The 15,782-nt window shown below is 71.5% G+C and carries 15 protein-coding genes and 1 pseudogene; 10 read left to right on the top strand and 6 right to left on the bottom strand.

Features of this window, described 5'->3' with window-relative positions:
• Window positions 1-15 precede the first annotated feature (15 nt).
• The 7 genes and pseudogenes from ACEZDE_RS15090 to ACEZDE_RS15060 all read left to right on the top strand — a co-directional run bounded on the left by ACEZDE_RS15090 (window position 16) and on the right by ACEZDE_RS15060 (window position 6,457).
• Window positions 16-969, top strand: coding sequence for a hypothetical protein (locus ACEZDE_RS15090; protein ID WP_380536566.1), 954 nt, complete (start codon window positions 16-18; stop codon window positions 967-969).
• The gene (locus ACEZDE_RS15085) at window positions 966-1,790 is read left to right on the top strand and encodes a hypothetical protein (RefSeq protein ID WP_380536564.1); all 825 of its coding nucleotides are present in this window, start codon (window positions 966-968) and stop codon (window positions 1,788-1,790) included. The genes ACEZDE_RS15090 and ACEZDE_RS15085 overlap by 4 nt, the downstream gene beginning before the upstream one ends.
• Window positions 1,787-2,761, top strand: a complete 975-nt coding sequence (locus ACEZDE_RS15080; RefSeq protein ID WP_380536563.1) for a hypothetical protein — start codon at window positions 1,787-1,789, stop codon at window positions 2,759-2,761. Before ACEZDE_RS15085 ends, ACEZDE_RS15080 begins: the two co-directional genes overlap by 4 nt.
• A 118-nt stretch (window positions 2,762-2,879) precedes the next feature.
• The gene (locus ACEZDE_RS15075; protein ID WP_380536561.1) at window positions 2,880-3,827 is read left to right on the top strand and encodes an ABC transporter ATP-binding protein; all 948 of its coding nucleotides are present in this window, start codon (window positions 2,880-2,882) and stop codon (window positions 3,825-3,827) included.
• A complete protein-coding gene (locus ACEZDE_RS15070; protein ID WP_380536559.1) occupies window positions 3,820-4,749 on the top strand; it encodes an ABC transporter permease in 930 nt (309 codons plus the stop codon). Before ACEZDE_RS15075 ends, ACEZDE_RS15070 begins: the two co-directional genes overlap by 8 nt.
• Before the next feature lie 75 nt (window positions 4,750-4,824).
• Window positions 4,825-5,676 (top strand): annotated as a pseudogene (locus tag ACEZDE_RS15065) (ABC transporter ATP-binding protein); the annotation flags it as partial.
• A 100-nt stretch (window positions 5,677-5,776) separates the two neighbouring features.
• A complete protein-coding gene (locus ACEZDE_RS15060) occupies window positions 5,777-6,457 on the top strand; it encodes an ABC transporter permease subunit (protein ID WP_380536651.1) in 681 nt (226 codons plus the stop codon).
• Window positions 6,458-6,635: 178 nt separating this feature from the next.
• Here the strand turns inward: ACEZDE_RS15060 and ACEZDE_RS15055 are convergent, their stop codons facing one another.
• Both ACEZDE_RS15055 and ACEZDE_RS15050 read right to left on the bottom strand, forming a co-directional pair.
• A complete protein-coding gene (locus tag ACEZDE_RS15055) occupies window positions 6,636-7,997 on the bottom strand; it encodes a CynX/NimT family MFS transporter (protein ID WP_380536553.1) in 1,362 nt (453 codons plus the stop codon).
• Between the two features lie 85 nt (window positions 7,998-8,082).
• Complete coding sequence (locus tag ACEZDE_RS15050; RefSeq protein ID WP_380536550.1) at window positions 8,083-8,793, bottom strand: FadR/GntR family transcriptional regulator; 711 nt, start codon at window positions 8,791-8,793, stop codon at window positions 8,083-8,085.
• A gap of 113 nt (window positions 8,794-8,906) precedes the next feature.
• On the opposite strand from ACEZDE_RS15050, the gene ACEZDE_RS15045 reads away from it, so the two are divergent.
• Window positions 8,907-10,205 (top strand): ion channel protein, encoded by a 1,299-nt coding sequence (locus ACEZDE_RS15045; RefSeq protein WP_380536547.1) that lies wholly within the window; start codon window positions 8,907-8,909, stop codon window positions 10,203-10,205.
• Here the strand turns inward: ACEZDE_RS15045 and ACEZDE_RS15040 are convergent.
• From ACEZDE_RS15040 to serS, 3 genes are all read right to left on the bottom strand, one after another.
• A complete protein-coding gene (locus ACEZDE_RS15040) occupies window positions 10,202-10,969 on the bottom strand; it encodes an SDR family oxidoreductase (RefSeq protein WP_380536545.1) in 768 nt (255 codons plus the stop codon). The genes ACEZDE_RS15045 and ACEZDE_RS15040 overlap by 4 nt on opposite strands.
• Before the next feature lie 116 nt (window positions 10,970-11,085).
• Entirely contained in the window at window positions 11,086-11,919 is an 834-nt protein-coding gene (locus ACEZDE_RS15035) for an HAD family hydrolase (protein ID WP_380536541.1), read from the bottom strand.
• Complete coding sequence (gene serS / locus ACEZDE_RS15030) at window positions 11,916-13,193, bottom strand: serine--tRNA ligase (RefSeq protein ID WP_380536538.1); 1,278 nt, start codon at window positions 13,191-13,193, stop codon at window positions 11,916-11,918. Before serS ends, ACEZDE_RS15035 begins: the two co-directional genes overlap by 4 nt.
• A gap of 195 nt (window positions 13,194-13,388) precedes the next feature.
• Between serS and ACEZDE_RS15025 the strand changes: the two genes are divergently transcribed.
• Window positions 13,389-14,240: a polysaccharide deacetylase family protein gene (locus tag ACEZDE_RS15025; RefSeq protein WP_380536535.1), complete on the top strand. Its 852-nt coding sequence runs from the start codon at window positions 13,389-13,391 to the stop codon at window positions 14,238-14,240.
• Between the two features lie 148 nt (window positions 14,241-14,388).
• A complete protein-coding gene (locus ACEZDE_RS15020) occupies window positions 14,389-14,730 on the top strand; it encodes a hypothetical protein (RefSeq protein ID WP_380536532.1) in 342 nt (113 codons plus the stop codon).
• A 55-nt stretch (window positions 14,731-14,785) separates the two neighbouring features.
• Here ACEZDE_RS15020 and pheA read toward each other — a convergent pair whose 3' ends face one another.
• Window positions 14,786-15,718: a prephenate dehydratase gene (pheA, locus tag ACEZDE_RS15015; protein WP_380536529.1), complete on the bottom strand. Its 933-nt coding sequence runs from the start codon at window positions 15,716-15,718 to the stop codon at window positions 14,786-14,788.
• Window positions 15,719-15,782: the final 64 nt, after the last annotated feature.

Here is a 15,782-nt window from a genome sequence, read left to right as displayed (position 1 = left end):
TCCCGTGGAGGAACGTTGACCACCGAAGCAGCCGACCCGCCGGCCCCCGAGCCCGCCGTCCCGGCACCGGCACCGGCATCTGAGCTTGCCGTCCCGGCCCCGGCCCCGGCCATCCCGAACCCGACCGCCGCTGAGGGCCAGGTCGCCGCCGAGCCCGCCCCCGCCGCGGACGCGTACTCCGTCGCGGACCTGGACCCTGTCGCGGACCCGGCCCAGGACCCGGCCGCCGCCACGGACCCGGACTCCGCCGCCGCCCCCGCCCCCAAGAAGCGCCCCCGTGGCCGCACCGCGCTGATCATGGTCGGAGCCGTGGTCCTCGGTGTCCTCGGCGGCGGCGGTGCCGGCTACGCCGTGCAGTCGGCGCGCAAGCCGACCCCGCTGCCCCCGCTCGCCGTCGCCCAGCCGAAGTACCCGGCCAAGCGGGTCGCCGCGCCCGCGCTCCCGGCGAGCCAGGACGACCAGGTGAAGACCGACGGCGACTTGACCAAGCTGCTGGTGCCCGCCCCGGCCGGGATGAAGCCCCTCCCGGACCAGGACAGCACCCACTTCTGGGAGAGCCTCGCGGACTACGCCGAGAACTACACCAAACCCGGCGTCGAGTTCAAGGACCAGGCGGATTCGCACTTCCGCCGTGCGGCGGTGGCCAGTTGGTACAAGGGCGCCGAGAACACCACGGTGTACCTGGTCCAGTACGCCCACGGCTACGCCAACGGAGCCCAGAGCGAGGTGACGAACGAGCAGAGCTACGCCCAGGACGACACCGGCGGCAAGCCGGTCGACGTGCCGCACTACAACGGCGGCGAGGTCTACCCCGGGGCCAAGAAGCTCGGCGGCTCCAACCCCTACTACGAGGGCCGCGGATACGCCCAGCACGGCGACATCGCCGTGGAGGTCTTCGTCGACTCCGCCCACCCGGTCAGCGCGAAGACGCTGCTGACCCTCATTCAGAGCCAGCTGGAGCGACTGTGACTCCCGAATTCCCGCCGCCGACCCCGGCACCGGAAGCGGCGCTCCCCGAACCGACGTCCGCGGCCCCGGCCACGACCCCGCCCCCCGCGCGGAAGCCCGGCCGCGGCCGACTGGTCGCCCTCGGCACCGCCGCGGTGCTGTCCGCGGTCGTGGTCGGCGGCGGTGTCGGCTACGGCGTGCTGCAGACGGTGGACAAGCCGAAGCACCGGGTGGTCGCCGCCACGAAGCCGGCCCCGGCGAAGCCGCCGACCTACGGCGCGCTGTCGAACGGCAACCACTTCGGGTCGCTCGGCGACCTCCTGCTGCCGATCCCCAACGGGATGACGGCCGGCCCCGACGACGCCGGCTTCGGCAATGACGCGGTGCTGACCACGGCGCAGTACAAGGCCTTCTACGACCAGACCATCTCCTATCTCTCGACGGCCGACCGCAAGCTGATGCAGCAGGACTTCCAGGCCAGCTACATCAAGGGCTACGCGGTGCGCACCTACCTGGTGGACAACTCGATGACGGTCGAGGTCGCGCTGCGCCAGGAGAACCAGAACGCGGCGAAGGCCGACGCCAAGGCGGGCAAGGACCTGGCCGACGCCACCGGCGCGTTCCGGCCGGGCCCGGCAGTGCCCGGCTTCCCCAAGACCCACTGCTACCTGCCGCCCCTGGTGTCCGGCGACAAGCTGGACTACATGGACTGCGACGCCTCGGTGGGTGACATGTACGTGTGGCTGCACGTCGAGGGGGTGGCCCCGCTGGAGAGCAGCGCGGCCGTCACCCTGCTCTCGCAGCAGCTCACCCGCCTCGCCATCCCGGGAGCCCAGACATGAGCGAGCAGCCCCTCGCCGAGCAGGCGGCCGTCGCCGCCACACCACCGCCCGCCGCCGCCACACCGCCCGCCGCCCAGGAGGCCCAGGCGACCGCACCGGCCGCCGCCCAGCCCGACCCCGAAACCCCGGCGACCACACCGCCCGCCGCTCCCGCCCCCTACGACCCGGCGAACACCTGGGCCGTCCCGGCCCAGCTCATCCCGCCGCCCGCGTCCCGCCGTCCCCGTACCTGGGTGCGGACCGCGCTGCGCTGGACCGTCGCCACGGTGGTCTGCGCGGCGGTCGGCGTGGGCACCGCCGTCGCGGTGACGACGCCCCGGCGGACCGACATCCCGGGACTCAAGACCCCCGCCGACAGCCGCTACACCTTCCCCCGGCTCGCGCTGCCGGCGCTGCCGCCGAAGGCGATCACCCCGAGCCAGGGCCAGAACACCACCGGCCACCCGGACCACGCCGCCGACCTGCGGAAGCTGCTGCTGCCCGCGCCTGTGGGCGCGACCTCGGACAAGAGCGTCGCGCTGGACCCGAGCGGCTGGTACCCGACCGCCTCCTACCTCAAGGCGATGGGGAACAACACCCAACTCGGCGCCGAGCTCAACGAGTACGGCATCCGGCACATCACCGCACGGGCCTGGACCGGTGCCGACGGCGTCCGCACCCAGATCTACCTGCTGGGATTCCGCGACGACAACAGCGCGTCCTTCGTCTACCTGGACGACCTGGCGAACACCCGGCCGGTCGTGGCGACCGGGCTGGACACCGATCCCTCGGTCGACATCTCCGGCCTGACCTATAACAACCAGCTCACCACCCTCTCGCAGAAGGCGGCCAAGGGCCGGCCCGCCGTGCGGATGGCGTACCTCAACATCGGCGACATCGAGGCGGTCATCGTGATGAGCAGCCCCAAGGCGGTGCCGGAGCTGAACTTCCGCCAGGTGCTGACCCTGCAGGCGGAGCTGCTGCAGGGCTGAGGCCGCACCCGAGGGCCGTCCCCTAGGGGACGGCCCCTCCCGCGTACCCCTGAAGATGGGGGAATCGTGCTGCCCAAGCCTGATGCGCTGACGACCACCATCCCGCTACGGTCATCCCGTGTCTGTCATCATCACGGACAACCTCACCAAGAGGTTCCCCCGGGTCACCGCGCTGGATCGGCTTACCGTCGATGTGCAGCCCGGAGTGGTCGGCCTGGTAGGAGCGAACGGCGCAGGCAAGTCCACACTCATCAAGATCCTGCTGGGGCTCGCCCCGGCCACCGAGGGCACCGCCAGCGTGCTCGGTATGGACGTCGCCACCCAGGGCGATGCCATTCGCGAGCGGGTCGGCTACATGCCCGAACACGACTGCCTGCCACCGGACGTCTCGGCAACCGAGTTCGTGGTGCACATGGCGCGGATGTCCGGCCTCCCGGCCGCCGCCGCCCGTGAGCGCACCGCGGACACGCTGCGCCACGTCGGCCTCTACGAGGAGCGGTACCGCCCGATCGGCGGCTACTCGACCGGGATGAAGCAGCGGGTCAAGCTGGCCCAGGCGCTGGTGCACGACCCGCAGCTGGTGCTGCTGGACGAGCCGACCAACGGCCTGGACCCGGTCGGCCGCGACGACATGCTGGACCTGATCCGACGCGTGCACAGCGACTTCGGGATCTCGGTCCTGGTCACCTCGCACCTGCTCGGAGAGCTGGAGCGGACCTGCGACCACGTGGTGGTGATCGACGGCGGACGGCTGCTGCGCTCCTCCTCCACCGCGGACTTCACCCAGTTCACCCAGCTGCTCGCGGTCGAGGTGACCGACCGCAGGTCCGACCCGGCCTTCGACGCGGACGCCGCCCTGCGGGAGCGGCTGACCGGCGGCGGGCTGACCGTCGCGCCCTCCGACGGCAGCCGGGTGCTGCTGGTCGAGCTGGGCGGCGACGAGACCTACGACGTGGTCCGCGACGCCGTCGCCGACCTCGGCCTCGGGCTGGTCCGGATGGAACAGCGCCGGCACCACATCTCCGAGGTATTCCACAGCCGGGAGGAGGAGTCCGCCCATGTCTGAGCCCCTGCAGACCCCGCCCGCCCCCACGCCTCCGGCGGTTTCGAACGCCCGCGCCGACGTCATCCACGACATCGGCTACCGCCACTACGACGGCCCGCGGCTCGGCCGCTCCTACGCGACCCGCTCGCTGTTCGCGCTCAGCCTGCGCGGCAGCTTCGGCCTCGGACGCTCCACCAAGTCGAAGATCCTGCCGATGGCGCTGGCCGCGGTGATGTGCGTACCGGCGCTGATCATCGTCGCCGTGGTGGTCTACATCAAGCAGAACCACTTCCCGGACGCGGTCAACTACCCGCACTACCTTTCGGTGATGCAGTTCGTGATCGCCGTCTTCGTCGCCGCCCAGGCGCCGGTGGCGCTGTCCCGGGACCTGCGCTTCATGACTCTGCCGCTGTACTTCTCCCGGCCGCTGACCTCGGGCGACTACGTGAAGGCCAAGTTCGGGGCGATGTTCGCGGCGATCTTCCTGCTGACCAGCGTCCCGATGCTGATCCTGTGGATCGGCTCGATGCTGGCCTCGATGCCCTTCCTGCACAACCTGGAGTTCTTCGCCTACGGGCTGCTGGCCTCCGTGCTCTACGCCCTGCTCTACACCGGGATCTCGCTGGTCATCGCCGCGACCACGCCGCGCCGCGGGTTCGGAGTGGCGGCCATCATCGCGCTGTTCCTGATCTCCGAGGCCGTGTCCGGCATCATCTGGGGCGTCCTGCACGTCAACGGCCACGCACAGGCCGCCGGCTGGGCCTCGGTGATCAGCCCGAACGCGTTGATCCAGACCACCGTGAACTGGTTGTTCAACCTGCCCGTGACCGGCGACGAGGTGAAGGTCCCGTCGGCAGCCGGCGGCGTCGTCTTCCTGATCGAGGTCGTCGTGATCGCAGCCGCCACGTTCGGACTGCTGGTCCGCCGCTACCGGAAGATCTGAGAGGCCGTCATGACCACCGTCAGCATCGACCGGGTGTCCCGCTGGTTCGGCAACGTCGTCGCCGTGAACGACGTCAGCATGACCATCGAGCCGGGCGTCACCGGTCTGCTCGGCCCCAACGGGGCCGGGAAGTCCACCCTGATCCACATGATGAGCGGCTTCCTGCCGCCGTCCTCCGGCTCGGTCACCATGGACGGCGTCCCGGTCTGGAAGAACCAGCAGGCCTACCGGCAGATCGGGCTCGTCCCCGAGCGCGAGGCCATGTACGACTTCATGACCGGCGCCGAGTTCGTCCTCGCCAACGCCGAGCTGCACGGCCTGGCCGACCCCGGGGCGGCGGCGGCCCGCGCCATCGCCACCGTGGAGATGGAGTACGCCCAGGACCGCAAGGTCACCACGTACTCCAAGGGCATGAAGCAGCGCGTCAAGATGGCCTCGGCCCTGGTCCACGACCCGGCCGTGCTGCTGCTCGACGAGCCCTTCAACGGCATGGACCCGCGGCAGCGGATGCACCTGATGGAGCTGCTGCGCCGGTTCGGCGCGGACGGCCGCACCGTCCTCTTCTCCTCGCACATCCTGGAGGAGGTCGAGCAGCTCGCCCGGCACATCGAGGTCGTCGTCGCCGGACGGCACGCGGCCTCCGGCGACTTCCGCAAGATCCGGCAGCTGATGACCGACCGTCCGCACCGCTACCTGGTGCGCTCCAGCGACGACCGGGCCCTGGCCGCGGCGCTGATCGCGGACTCGTCCACGGCCGGCATCGAGCTGGACTGGAAGGAGAAGGCGCTCCAGATCCAGGCGATCGACTACTACCGCTTCACGGAGCTGGTCCCCCGGGTCGCCAAGGAGGCCGGAATCCGGCTGCTCACCGTCTCGCCCGCGGACGAGTCGCTGGAGAGCGTCTTCTCCTACCTGGTGACGTCATGACCGACGCCGCCGCTTCTCTTTCCACGAAGGCTCCGAAGGCCACGAAGGTCAAGAAGGTGAACCAGTGAACACCACCGTCGCCCGGCTGACCGTACGCGGCATGCTCGGCCGCCGCCGCGGTCTGCTGCTGCTCGCGGTGCCCGCGCTGCTGCTGGTCCTGTCGATCATCATCCGGGCCACCGTCGGCCAGGACGAGTCCACCACCATCAGCGTGCTGGGCACGCTGGCCCTGGGCACGCTGGTGCCGCTGCTCGGCCTGATCGCCGGCACCGGGGCCATCGGCCCGGAGATCGACGACGGCTCGATCATCTACCTGCTGGCGAAGCCGCTGCCGCGCTGGAAGATCATCACCACCAAGCTTGCCGTCGCCGTCGGCTGCACCGTCGTCTTCGCGGCCGTCCCGACGTACCTGGCCGGGGTGATCCTGTTCGGCAACTTCGAGAGCCTGGCCCTGGCGTACGGGGTCGCCGCGCTGATCGCCGGGATCGCCTACAGTGCGATCTTCCTGCTGTTCGGGGTGATCACCCGGCACGCGGTGGTGGTCGGCCTGATCTACTCGCTGCTCTGGGAGAGCATCCTGGGCAACTTCGTCAGCGGCGTGAAGGACCTCAGCGTCCAGCAGTGGGCGCTGGCCGTGGCCGGGAAGATCGCCGACCCCGGGGTGATCAGCTCCGCTGTGCACCTGCCGACGGCGGTGCCGCTGCTGATCGTGGTCGCCCTGGGCACCGCCGCGTTCGCAGCCTTCCGGCTGACCCGGCTGACGCTGGCGGGGGAGGAGTAGCCAGGAGGGCGCGGCGGGTGCACGTTCGCCGGGGTGCCCGTTCGCGCAGTTCCCCGCGCCCCTGACGTGTGCAACTGAGCCAGTTGCAGACACCTGGGGGCGCGGGGAACTGCGCGAACAGCAACCACGACGAACGCGCACCGCCCGCCCTGCCTCACCCCCGGCCCCCGTACGCCGGCTACCCCGCCCGCAGGGTCCGCGCCCGCCCCGCGCCCAACCCCGCGACCAGGGCAATCCCGCAGCACCCCAGCAGCAGCGCCAGCGGCAACCCCCATCCGTCGGTCAGCTGGTGCAGCGCCCCGAACCCGACCGGCCCGCACGCCGCGATGAAGTAGCCGACCATCTGCGACATCCCGGACAGCTGCGAAGCCACCGTCGCCCCACCCGAGCGCAGCACGATCATGGCCAGTGCCAGCCCGAACCCGCCGCCCTGGGCGACACCGAGCAGTGCCGCCCACAGCCAGGCCCCGCCGACCGGTGCCAGGATCAGTCCGGTGATCCCGGCGACGTTGCAGCCGACCATCACCGCGACCAGCGCCCGCTGACTGGTCATCCGCCCGGCCAGCAGCGGCACCAGGAACGCCCCGCCGACCTGGACCAGGTTGCAGAACGCGAACACCGCGCCCGCCGTCCCGCGGTCCATACCCTGGTCGGTGAGGATCGTCGGCATCCAGGCGATCAGGGTGTAGGAGAGCAGCGACATCATCCCCATGTAAACCGCCAGCTGCCACGCCATCGGATGCCGCCACACCCCAACCACCGCACCCGCCGCCGCCCCGGTACCCGCCCCGGCCGCCGCACCCGCACCCGCCGCCCCGGCACCCGCACCCGCCGTCGCACCCGCGCCTGCCGCCGCCTCCGCACCCGCCCCGGCACCCGCACCCGCCGCCGCCCCGCTCCCCAGCCGCCGCGGCAGCCGCCGCACCTGCGGCAGCCACGCCGCCCCCGCGAACAGCGCCAGCACCGCCCAGGACGCCATCGACCCGCGCCACCCGCCGAAGGCATGCTCCATCGGCACCGACAGTGCCGCGGCCAGCGTCGCCCCGACGATCATCGCGGTGGAGTAGACGCCGGTCATCGCCGCCGCGCGGTCCGGGAAGTCCCGCTTGACCAGCCCCGGCAGGGTCACGTTGAGCAGCGCGATGGCCGAGCCGATCACCATGCTCCCGCCGAACAGCGCCGGAGCGCCCGGCAGCACCCGCAGCCCCACCCCGGCGGCGAGCAGCCCCAGCGCGCCGAGCACCACCCGCTCCGGACCGAGCGTGCGGACCAGCCTGGGCACGAACGGTGCGGTGACCCCCATCAGCAGCACCGGCAGCGTGGTCAGCAGCCCGCCCGCGGTCGACGAGAGACCGTACGTCCCGCTGACGTCGGTGAGCAGCGGCGACACCGCGGACAGCGCGGCCCGCATGTTCAGCGACACCAGCAGGATGCCGACCAGCGCGGTCACCGGGTGGACGGCGATCCTGGCGGCCAGGGAGGGAGCGTTGGCGACGTCGGCGGCGCGGCCGGCCGTGGCGTCGAGGGTGGTGCGCGACATGGGGTTCTTTCCGGGGAGATACGTGCGGTGGATCAGTAATGACGGAACATCAGAAGATGCTGGAGCTTCAGAGAATGACGGGACGTCAGTCCGTGCCGAGCAGTCGGCCCACGGCCGCCATCGGGTCGGCGAGCAGCAGTCGGCAGGCGGCCTCGGCGGCCTCGGGGTCGCCCGAGGCGACGGCGTCCACCAGTGCGTGGTGCGAGGCCAGGTCGACCTCGGGCATGTCCTGGTCGCCGAAGGAGGAGCGCATCGACTCGCGCACGGACGCGCTGAAGTAGCGGTAGACCTCGGTGAGCGCCGGGTTGTGGGCGGACTCGACCATCGCGGTGTGGAACTCCAGGTCGTGCTCCACCGTCGCCTCGCGCCCGGTCCGCTCCGGCTGGGTCCGCAGGATCTCCGCCTCTGCGTCCAGCGCCGAGCGCATCCGGGCCAGGTCGTCGGGGGTGTGCCGGACCGCGGCGAGTCGGGCCGCCTCGGTCTCCAGCGCGGCCCGCACCTCCAGCACGTCCCGCACCCCGGCCCGCTGCACCCCGTGCAGCACGGCGGCCGGGTCGCTGGTGGAGCGGACGAAGGTGCCTTCGCCCTGTCGCGACTGCAGCATCCCGGAGTGCACCAGCACCCGCACTGCCTCGCGCACGGTGTTCCGGCCGACCTGCAGCTGCTCGGCCAGCTCGTGCTCGGTCGGGATGCGGTCGCCGACCTGCCAGGCGCCGCTGCTGAGCTGCGCGCGCAGCTGCTCGATGGCGGCGTCGACCAGCGAGGTCCGTCCGGCGGCATGCAGGTTGCTGCTCACGTGGCCCAGGTCCTCCGGTCGTCCGACATCCTCTTGTCCAGTCATCCTACAACCTCTCCCGGGCGGCGTGGCACAACGGACATACAACGTCAAAGGTGCCAAAGTCCCCGTCTATGGCACTGGAAGCGGCAACGGTCCCCACCCCGCGGCAGTTCGTCGTCACCCAGCTGAAGCTGCTCCCGTGGGCGCTGCTGGTCGGCGCGGGCAGCTCGGGCGTCCTGCTCGGGGTCAGCAGGCTGGAGGAACTGGTCCACCACCTGCTCTGGCAGCACCTCCCGGGCTGGCTCGGCGTCGACCCCGACGACCGCTGGTGGATCCTGGCCGTGCTCACCGTGATCGGCCTCGCCGTCGGCCTGACCGTCCGGTGCGTTCCCGGCCATGCCGGACCGGACCCCGCCACCGAGGGCCTGGTCGCCCCGCCGATGCCGCTGTACGTCCTGCCGGGGGTGCTGCTCGCCACCGTGCTCGCGCTCGGCGGCGGCGTGAGCCTCGGTCCTGAGAATCCGATCACCGCCGTCAACATCGCCCTGGCCTGGTGGTTCGGCAACCGGATGCTGGGCAGCCAGGACACCCGGCTGTGGATCGGGCTCGGAGCCGCCGGAACCGTCGGCGCGCTGTTCGGCACCCCGGTCGCCGCCGCGCTCATCCTGAGCGAGATGCTCACCAGCCGGGCCGGGCTCAGCCTCTGGGACGAACTGCTCGCACCGCTGGCCGCCGGCGGCGCGGGCGCGCTCACCACCAAACTGATCGCCGCGCCCAGCCTGTCGCTGACCGTCCCCGCCTACCGGGGCTTCGAACTGGTCGACCTGCTCTCCGGCACGCTGGTGGTCCTGGCCGCGGCCGGTCTCGCGATCGCCGGAGCCTACGCCTTCCCCCGGCTGCACCGGTGGTTCCAGTCGTTTCCCGGCCCGGTCTGGGCGCTCACCGCGGGCGGTCTGCTGCTGGGCGCCCTCGGTGCGATCGGCGGCCAGATCACCCTGTTCAAGGGCCTGGACCAGATGAAGGAGCTGGTCACCGGGGTGAGCGGGTTCAGCAACGCGCAACTGCTGCTCTACATGCTGGTCAAGCTGGCGGCCCTGGTCGTCGCCGCGTGCTGCGGCTTCCGCGGCGGACGGATCTTTCCCGCGGCGTTCGTCGGGGTGGCCCTCGGCTGCCTGGCCCACGGCCTGGTTCCCGGGGTGCCGCTGGGCCTCGCCATCGGCGCGGGTGTGCTGGGGACGGTGGTCGGGGTGACCCGGCAGGGGTGGCTCTCGCTGTTCATGGCCGTGGTCGTGGTCGGGGACCTCACCCTGCTGCCGCTGCTCTGCGTGCTGGTCTTCCCGGCCTGGCTGCTGTGCGTGGGCAGCCCGCCGATGCTGGTCGTCGAGCAGGGGGCGGCCTCGGCACCGGCCGAGGCCGTGGCCGGGTCCTAGCCTCGGCCGACCAGCGGCATCGTGGTCGCCATCACCGTGACGAACGGGATGTTCGCCTCCAGCGGCAGCGACGCCATGTGCAGGACGGTCCGGGCGACGTCGGCCACGTCCATGGTCGGCTCGATCGCGGTGCGGCCGTCGGCCTGGAGGATTCCGGTGGTCATCCGGCGGGTCATCTCGGTGGCGGCGTTGCCGATGTCGATCTGGCCGCAGGCGATCCGGTGCCGCCGTCCGTCCAGGGCGAGGGACTTGGTCAGTCCGGTGATCGCGTGCTTGGTGCTGGTGTAGGCGACGCTGTTGGGACGGGGCGCCTGCGCCGACACCGAGCCGTTGTTGATGATGCGTCCGCCCTGCGGCTGCTGAGTCATCATCAGCCGGTAGGCGCCCTGGGCGCAGAGGAACGCACCGGTCAGATTGGTGTCCACGACCCGGCGCCACTGCTCGAACGACAGCTCCTCCGGCGCGGCCGCGATGGCGGACACCCCGGCGTTGTTGAACAGCAGGTCGAGCCGTCCGAACGCCTCACGCACGGCGGTGAACAGCGCGTCCACGGCGACCGGGTCGGTCACGTCGGTCGGCACCACCAGGCTCGCACCCGCGCCGCCCGCGCCCGCCGCCGCGGTCTGCTGCAGCGGCTCGGCTCGCCGTCCGGCCAGGGCCACCGCCCAGCCGGCCTCCAGCAGGGCCAGCGCGGTCGCCCGGCCGATCCCCGACCCGGCCCCGGTGACCACCGCGATGCCCGTGTACCCGTTCGTTGCGCTCATGGACCGCAGCGTATCCGGCCGACCGCCGCCCGCATCGGCCCCGACCGGCCACCGGACCGGCCGTCAGACCGACCCGGCCGTCAGACCGACCCGGCCACCGACCCGGCCCCCCGCCGTCAGGCCTGCGGGAACAGCCGTTCCAGCACCACCGCGACGCCGTCGTCGTCATTGCCGAGGGTGGTCTCGTCCGCGGCCGGCCGCAGCAGCGGATGCGCGTTGGCCATCGCCACACTGTGCGCGGCCCAGCGGAACATCGGCAGGTCGTTGGGCATGTCGCCGAAGGCGATGGTGCGCGCCCTGGTGACGCCGAGCCGGGACGCGGCCAGCGCCAGGCCGGTGGCCTTGGACAGCCCGACCGGCAGCACCTCGACGAAGCCGGGCCCCGCCATCACCACGTCGACCAGCTGGGCGCCGATCTCCCGCACCACATGCGTCAGTTCGTCGTCGGTGAGCACCGGGTGCTGCAGGAAGAGCCGGGTGACCGGCTCGGCCCACAGCTCGGCCAGGTCGGTGATGCCGCGGGTGTCGTCCTCCCCCGAGCCGGGGACGACGTAGCCGGGGCCGGTCAGCACCTCGCCGTCCAGGCCGTCGCGGGCGACGGCGAGGAACAGCGGGCCGGTCTCGGCCTCGATCTTGCTCAGCGCGATCTGGGCCAGCTTGCGGTCCAGGGTGATCGAGGTGAGCTGCCGGTGCGCGCCCGCGTCGTAGAGCTGGCCGCCCTGGCTGCACACGGCGAGGCCGGTGTAGCCGATGGCGTCCAGGGTCGGCTTGGTCCAGGCCGCGGAGCGCCCGGTGACCACGACGTGCTTGGCCCCGGCGTCGGTCGCCGCGGCCAGCGCCCGCCGGGTGCGCTCCGACACGGTGTGGTCGGAGCGCAGCAGCGTGCCGTCGAGGTCGGTGGCGATCAGGTCGTACGGGCGGCCCTCAGCGGTGGCGTCGGTGGCGCTCACTTGCCGACCGGCTCCAGCACGGAACGTCCGCCGAGATACGGCCGCAGCGCCTCGGGGACCACGACCGAGCCGTCCGCCTGCTGGTGCGTCTCCAGGATCGCGACGATGGTGCGCGGCACCGCGCACAGCGTCCCGTTCAGCGTCGCCAGCGGGCGGTTGCCCCCTTCTCCGCGCATCCGGATGTCCAGTCTGCGCGACTGGTACTCGGTGCAGTTGGAGGTGGAGGTCAGCTCGCGGTACTTGCCCTGGGTCGGGATCCAGGCCTCGATGTCGAACTTGCGGGTCGCCGACGAGCCCAGGTCGCCGGACGCCACGTCGATCACCCGGTAGGCCAGCCCGAGGCTGTCGAGGAACTGCTTCTCCCAGTCCAGCAGCCGCTGGTGCTCGGCCTCGGCGTCCTCGGGGGTGGTGAAGACGAACATCTCCACCTTGTCGAACTGGTGCACCCGGATGATGCCGCGGGTGTCCTTGCCGTACGTCCCGGCCTCGCGGCGGAAGCACGGCGAGAAGCCGGCGTAGCGCAGCGGCAGCCGGTCCGCGTCGATGATCTCGTCCATGTGGTAGGCGGCGAGCGGCACTTCGGAGGTGCCGACCAGGTAGAAGTCGTCCTCCTCCAGCCGGAAGACGTTCTCCGCGGCCTGGCCGAGGAAGCCGGTGCCCTCCATCGCCCGCGGCTTGACCAGCGCGGGGGTCAGCATCGGGGTGAAGCCGGCCTCGGTGGCCTGGGCGATGGCCATGTTGACCAGGGCCAGTTCCAGCAGCGCGCCGACGCCGGTGAGGTAGTAGAAGCGCGAGCCGGACACCTTGGCGGCGCGCTCGATGTCGATCGCGCCGAGGATCCGGCCCAGCTCGACGTGGTCGCGCGGCTCGAAGCCCTCCGCGGCGAAGTCGCGCGGCAGGCCGACCTCTTCGAGGGTGACGAAGTCCTCCTCGCCGCCGATCGGGGCGTCCGGGTGCAGCAGGTTGGCGAACAGCCCCTGCAGCCGCTTGGCCTCGGCGTCCGCCTCGGACTGCTCCGCGCCGGCTGCCTTGGCCTCGGCGGCGAGGGCGGAGGCCTGCCGCAGCAGCTCGGCCTTCTCCTCGCCCTGGGCGCCGCGGATCCGGTTGCCGATCTGCTTCTGCTCGTTGCGCAGCTCGTCGAACCGGGAGCCGGACGACCGGCGCCGCTCGTCGGCACTGAGGAGGGCGTCGACCAGGGCGACGTCCTCTCCTCGGGCGCGCTGCGAAGCACGCACACGGTCGGGGTCCTCACGGAGCAGGCGAAGGTCAATCACGGGACGAGCCTACCGGTCACGGGCCCCGCCCTGCCGCCGGATAAGCCCCGGTCCCGGATGTGGAGGGGAAGAGAAGCACCCTGGGGCATTTGTCACATGTTCGTCCCGGAACGTCGTCAAAGCTGTGAGAGGCCTGTAGACCTGACCGATCGCCCACTTACGGTGAGGCCCGAACGTACCGAACGAGGGGGACCTTTGAGCCGTCACATCATCATCCGTACTGTCCTGGCCGGCTCCGCGGTCGCCGTGCTCGCGGCGCTGACCGGCTGCGGAGGCCCCGGCCACGCCGCGGCCGGGGCCTCCTCCTCGGCCTCCGGCTCCGTGACGCCGCTCACGCCGTCCCCCTCCTCCCCGTCCTCCTCCGCCGCGCCGGGGAGCACCTCTCCCGCGCCGCCGAAGAGCACCTCGGGCGACAACGTGCCGCCCGGCGGGACGGTCAAGGCCAGCCCGGTGCTGGAGTACTACACCGGGGCGAAGGACCGTTCGATCGCGCTGACCTTCGACGACGGTCCGAGCCCGGTCTGGACCCCGAAGATCCTCGCGGTGCTGGCGAAGTACCACGCGCACGCGACCTTCTGTGAGATAGGCCCCAACGCCAGGGCGAACCTGGCCATGGTGAAGGCGATCCGCGCGGCCGGTGACCGGCTGTGCGACCACTCGGTCTCGCACAACGAGGCGATGTCCAAGTGGAGCATCGCGCGGCAGACCTACGAGATAGCCGGCGCCCAGGCGATGATCGAGGCCGCGGGCGGCAGTGGGACCGAGGTCGGCTGGTTCCGGGCGCCCGGCGGCGACTTCTCCCCGCTGAACCGGCAGATAGCCGCCGAGCACGGGCTCCGTCCGCTGGCCTGGTCGGTGGACTCGGAGGACTGGAAGCGGCCGGGGGTCGCCAAGATCCTCGGCAATGTCCACCGGGAGCTGAGCAACGGGGCGATCGTGCTGATGCACGACGGGGGCGGGGACCGCAGCCAGACCGTCGCGGCGCTGAAGCAGCTACTCCCTCAACTGGTGCATGCGGGCTACGCTTTCGATTTCCCCGCTAAGTGATCAGTCATTCCTCGATGCTTGCCATGATCTGTCCTATTCTGACCGTTATGGCGCTGCTTGAGCTGACTGTGATGGTCAGAAGTGAAGCAGGTCAGGCTGGGGATAACTGCCTCGGGCCTGTGGATATCTCAGTCACCGTGTGAGGATCATGGATTTGTCCACAGTTGGAGATGTCGACCTGTGGATTTCCGAGGAACTGGATCTTGAGAGCCGAAACCGGCCCGGCGGCCCGTCAAACCTGGACTTCTGCCCCATTCGCGTGACTTTCGGCGAACCGGGGAGGTCTGCCAGGGAAACGATCACCCCGAATGCACATATGTCCGACACGGTGATGATCCGCGACGAGTCGGTGACACAGAGGGATTTGTCGACTCATCCCCAGCCTGTGGATAACTCACCCTTCGCACAGCCCTCCGCCGGCCTGGGGAAAACTCCGGCGGAGGGGATGACAGCACGTCAATGCGTCGCGAAGGAAATCCGACAGAAGTGATCTAGCGCCGGGATCAAGCACAGTGATCCAGCGAGGTGAGCTGCGGCGGTCGGCGTCAGCTCTCGCCGCGGCCGTCCAGGCAGCGCGACAGCCAGTCGGCGGCGTTGCTGAACTCCGCGTCCGAGGTGCCGGGGCGCACCGTCGGGGCGACCTTGTCCGCCCGCGGGTACGAGCCGAGGAAGCGCACCTTCGGGCAGATCCGGTGCAGGCCCATCAGCGCCTCGCTGACCCGCCGGTCGGTGATGTGGCCCTCGGCGTCCACCGAGAAGCAGTACTGGCCCAGGCCCTCGCCGGTCGGCCGGGACTCGATCCGCATCAGGTTCACCCCGCGCACCGCGAACTCCTGCAGCAGTTCGAGCAGCGCGCCGGGGTGGTCGTCGGCCAGCCAGAACACCGACGAGGTCTTGTCCGCGCCGGTCGGCGAGGCGGTCCGGCCGGGGCGGCCGACCAGGACGAAACGGGTGGTCGCGCTGCTCGCGTCGTGGATGTCGGTGGCCAGCGGCTCCAGCCCGTACAGCGGCGCGGCGAACTCCCCGGCGAAGGCTCCGTCGAAGCGGCCCTCCTGCACCAGCCGCGCGGCGTCCGCGTTGGAGGCGGCCGACTCCCAGTGCGCCTCCGGCAGGTTCGCCGTCAGCCAGCGGCGCACCTGCGGCTGGGCGACCGGGTGCCCGGAGACCGTCTTCACGTCCGCCAGCGCCGTGCCCGGCCGGACCAGCAGCGCGAAGGCGATCGGCAGCAGCACCTCGCGGTAGATCATCAGCGGGGTGCCGGTGGCCAGCTCGTCCAGGGTCGCGGTGACGCCGCCCTCCACCGAGTTCTCGATCGGCACCAACGCCGCCGCGGCCTCGCCGCTGCGCACCGCGTCCAGCGCCGCGGGCACCGACACCGAGGGGACCAGCTCCCGCGTCGCCGCCTCGGGCAGCGTGCGGAGGGCAGCCTCGGTGAAGGTTCCCTCGGGGCCGAGGTAGGTGTAGCGGGTGGCGGACAACCGGGGCCTCCGTGGGTGGTGCAGGCGCAAGACTGACTCGGTCCACGGTAACCACAACCGGGCC

The organism is Streptacidiphilus cavernicola (assembly GCF_042510955.1).
Lineage (GTDB): Bacteria > Actinomycetota > Actinomycetes > Streptomycetales > Streptomycetaceae > Streptacidiphilus > Streptacidiphilus cavernicola.
This window is presented reverse-complemented; position numbering and strand designations above follow the sequence as displayed.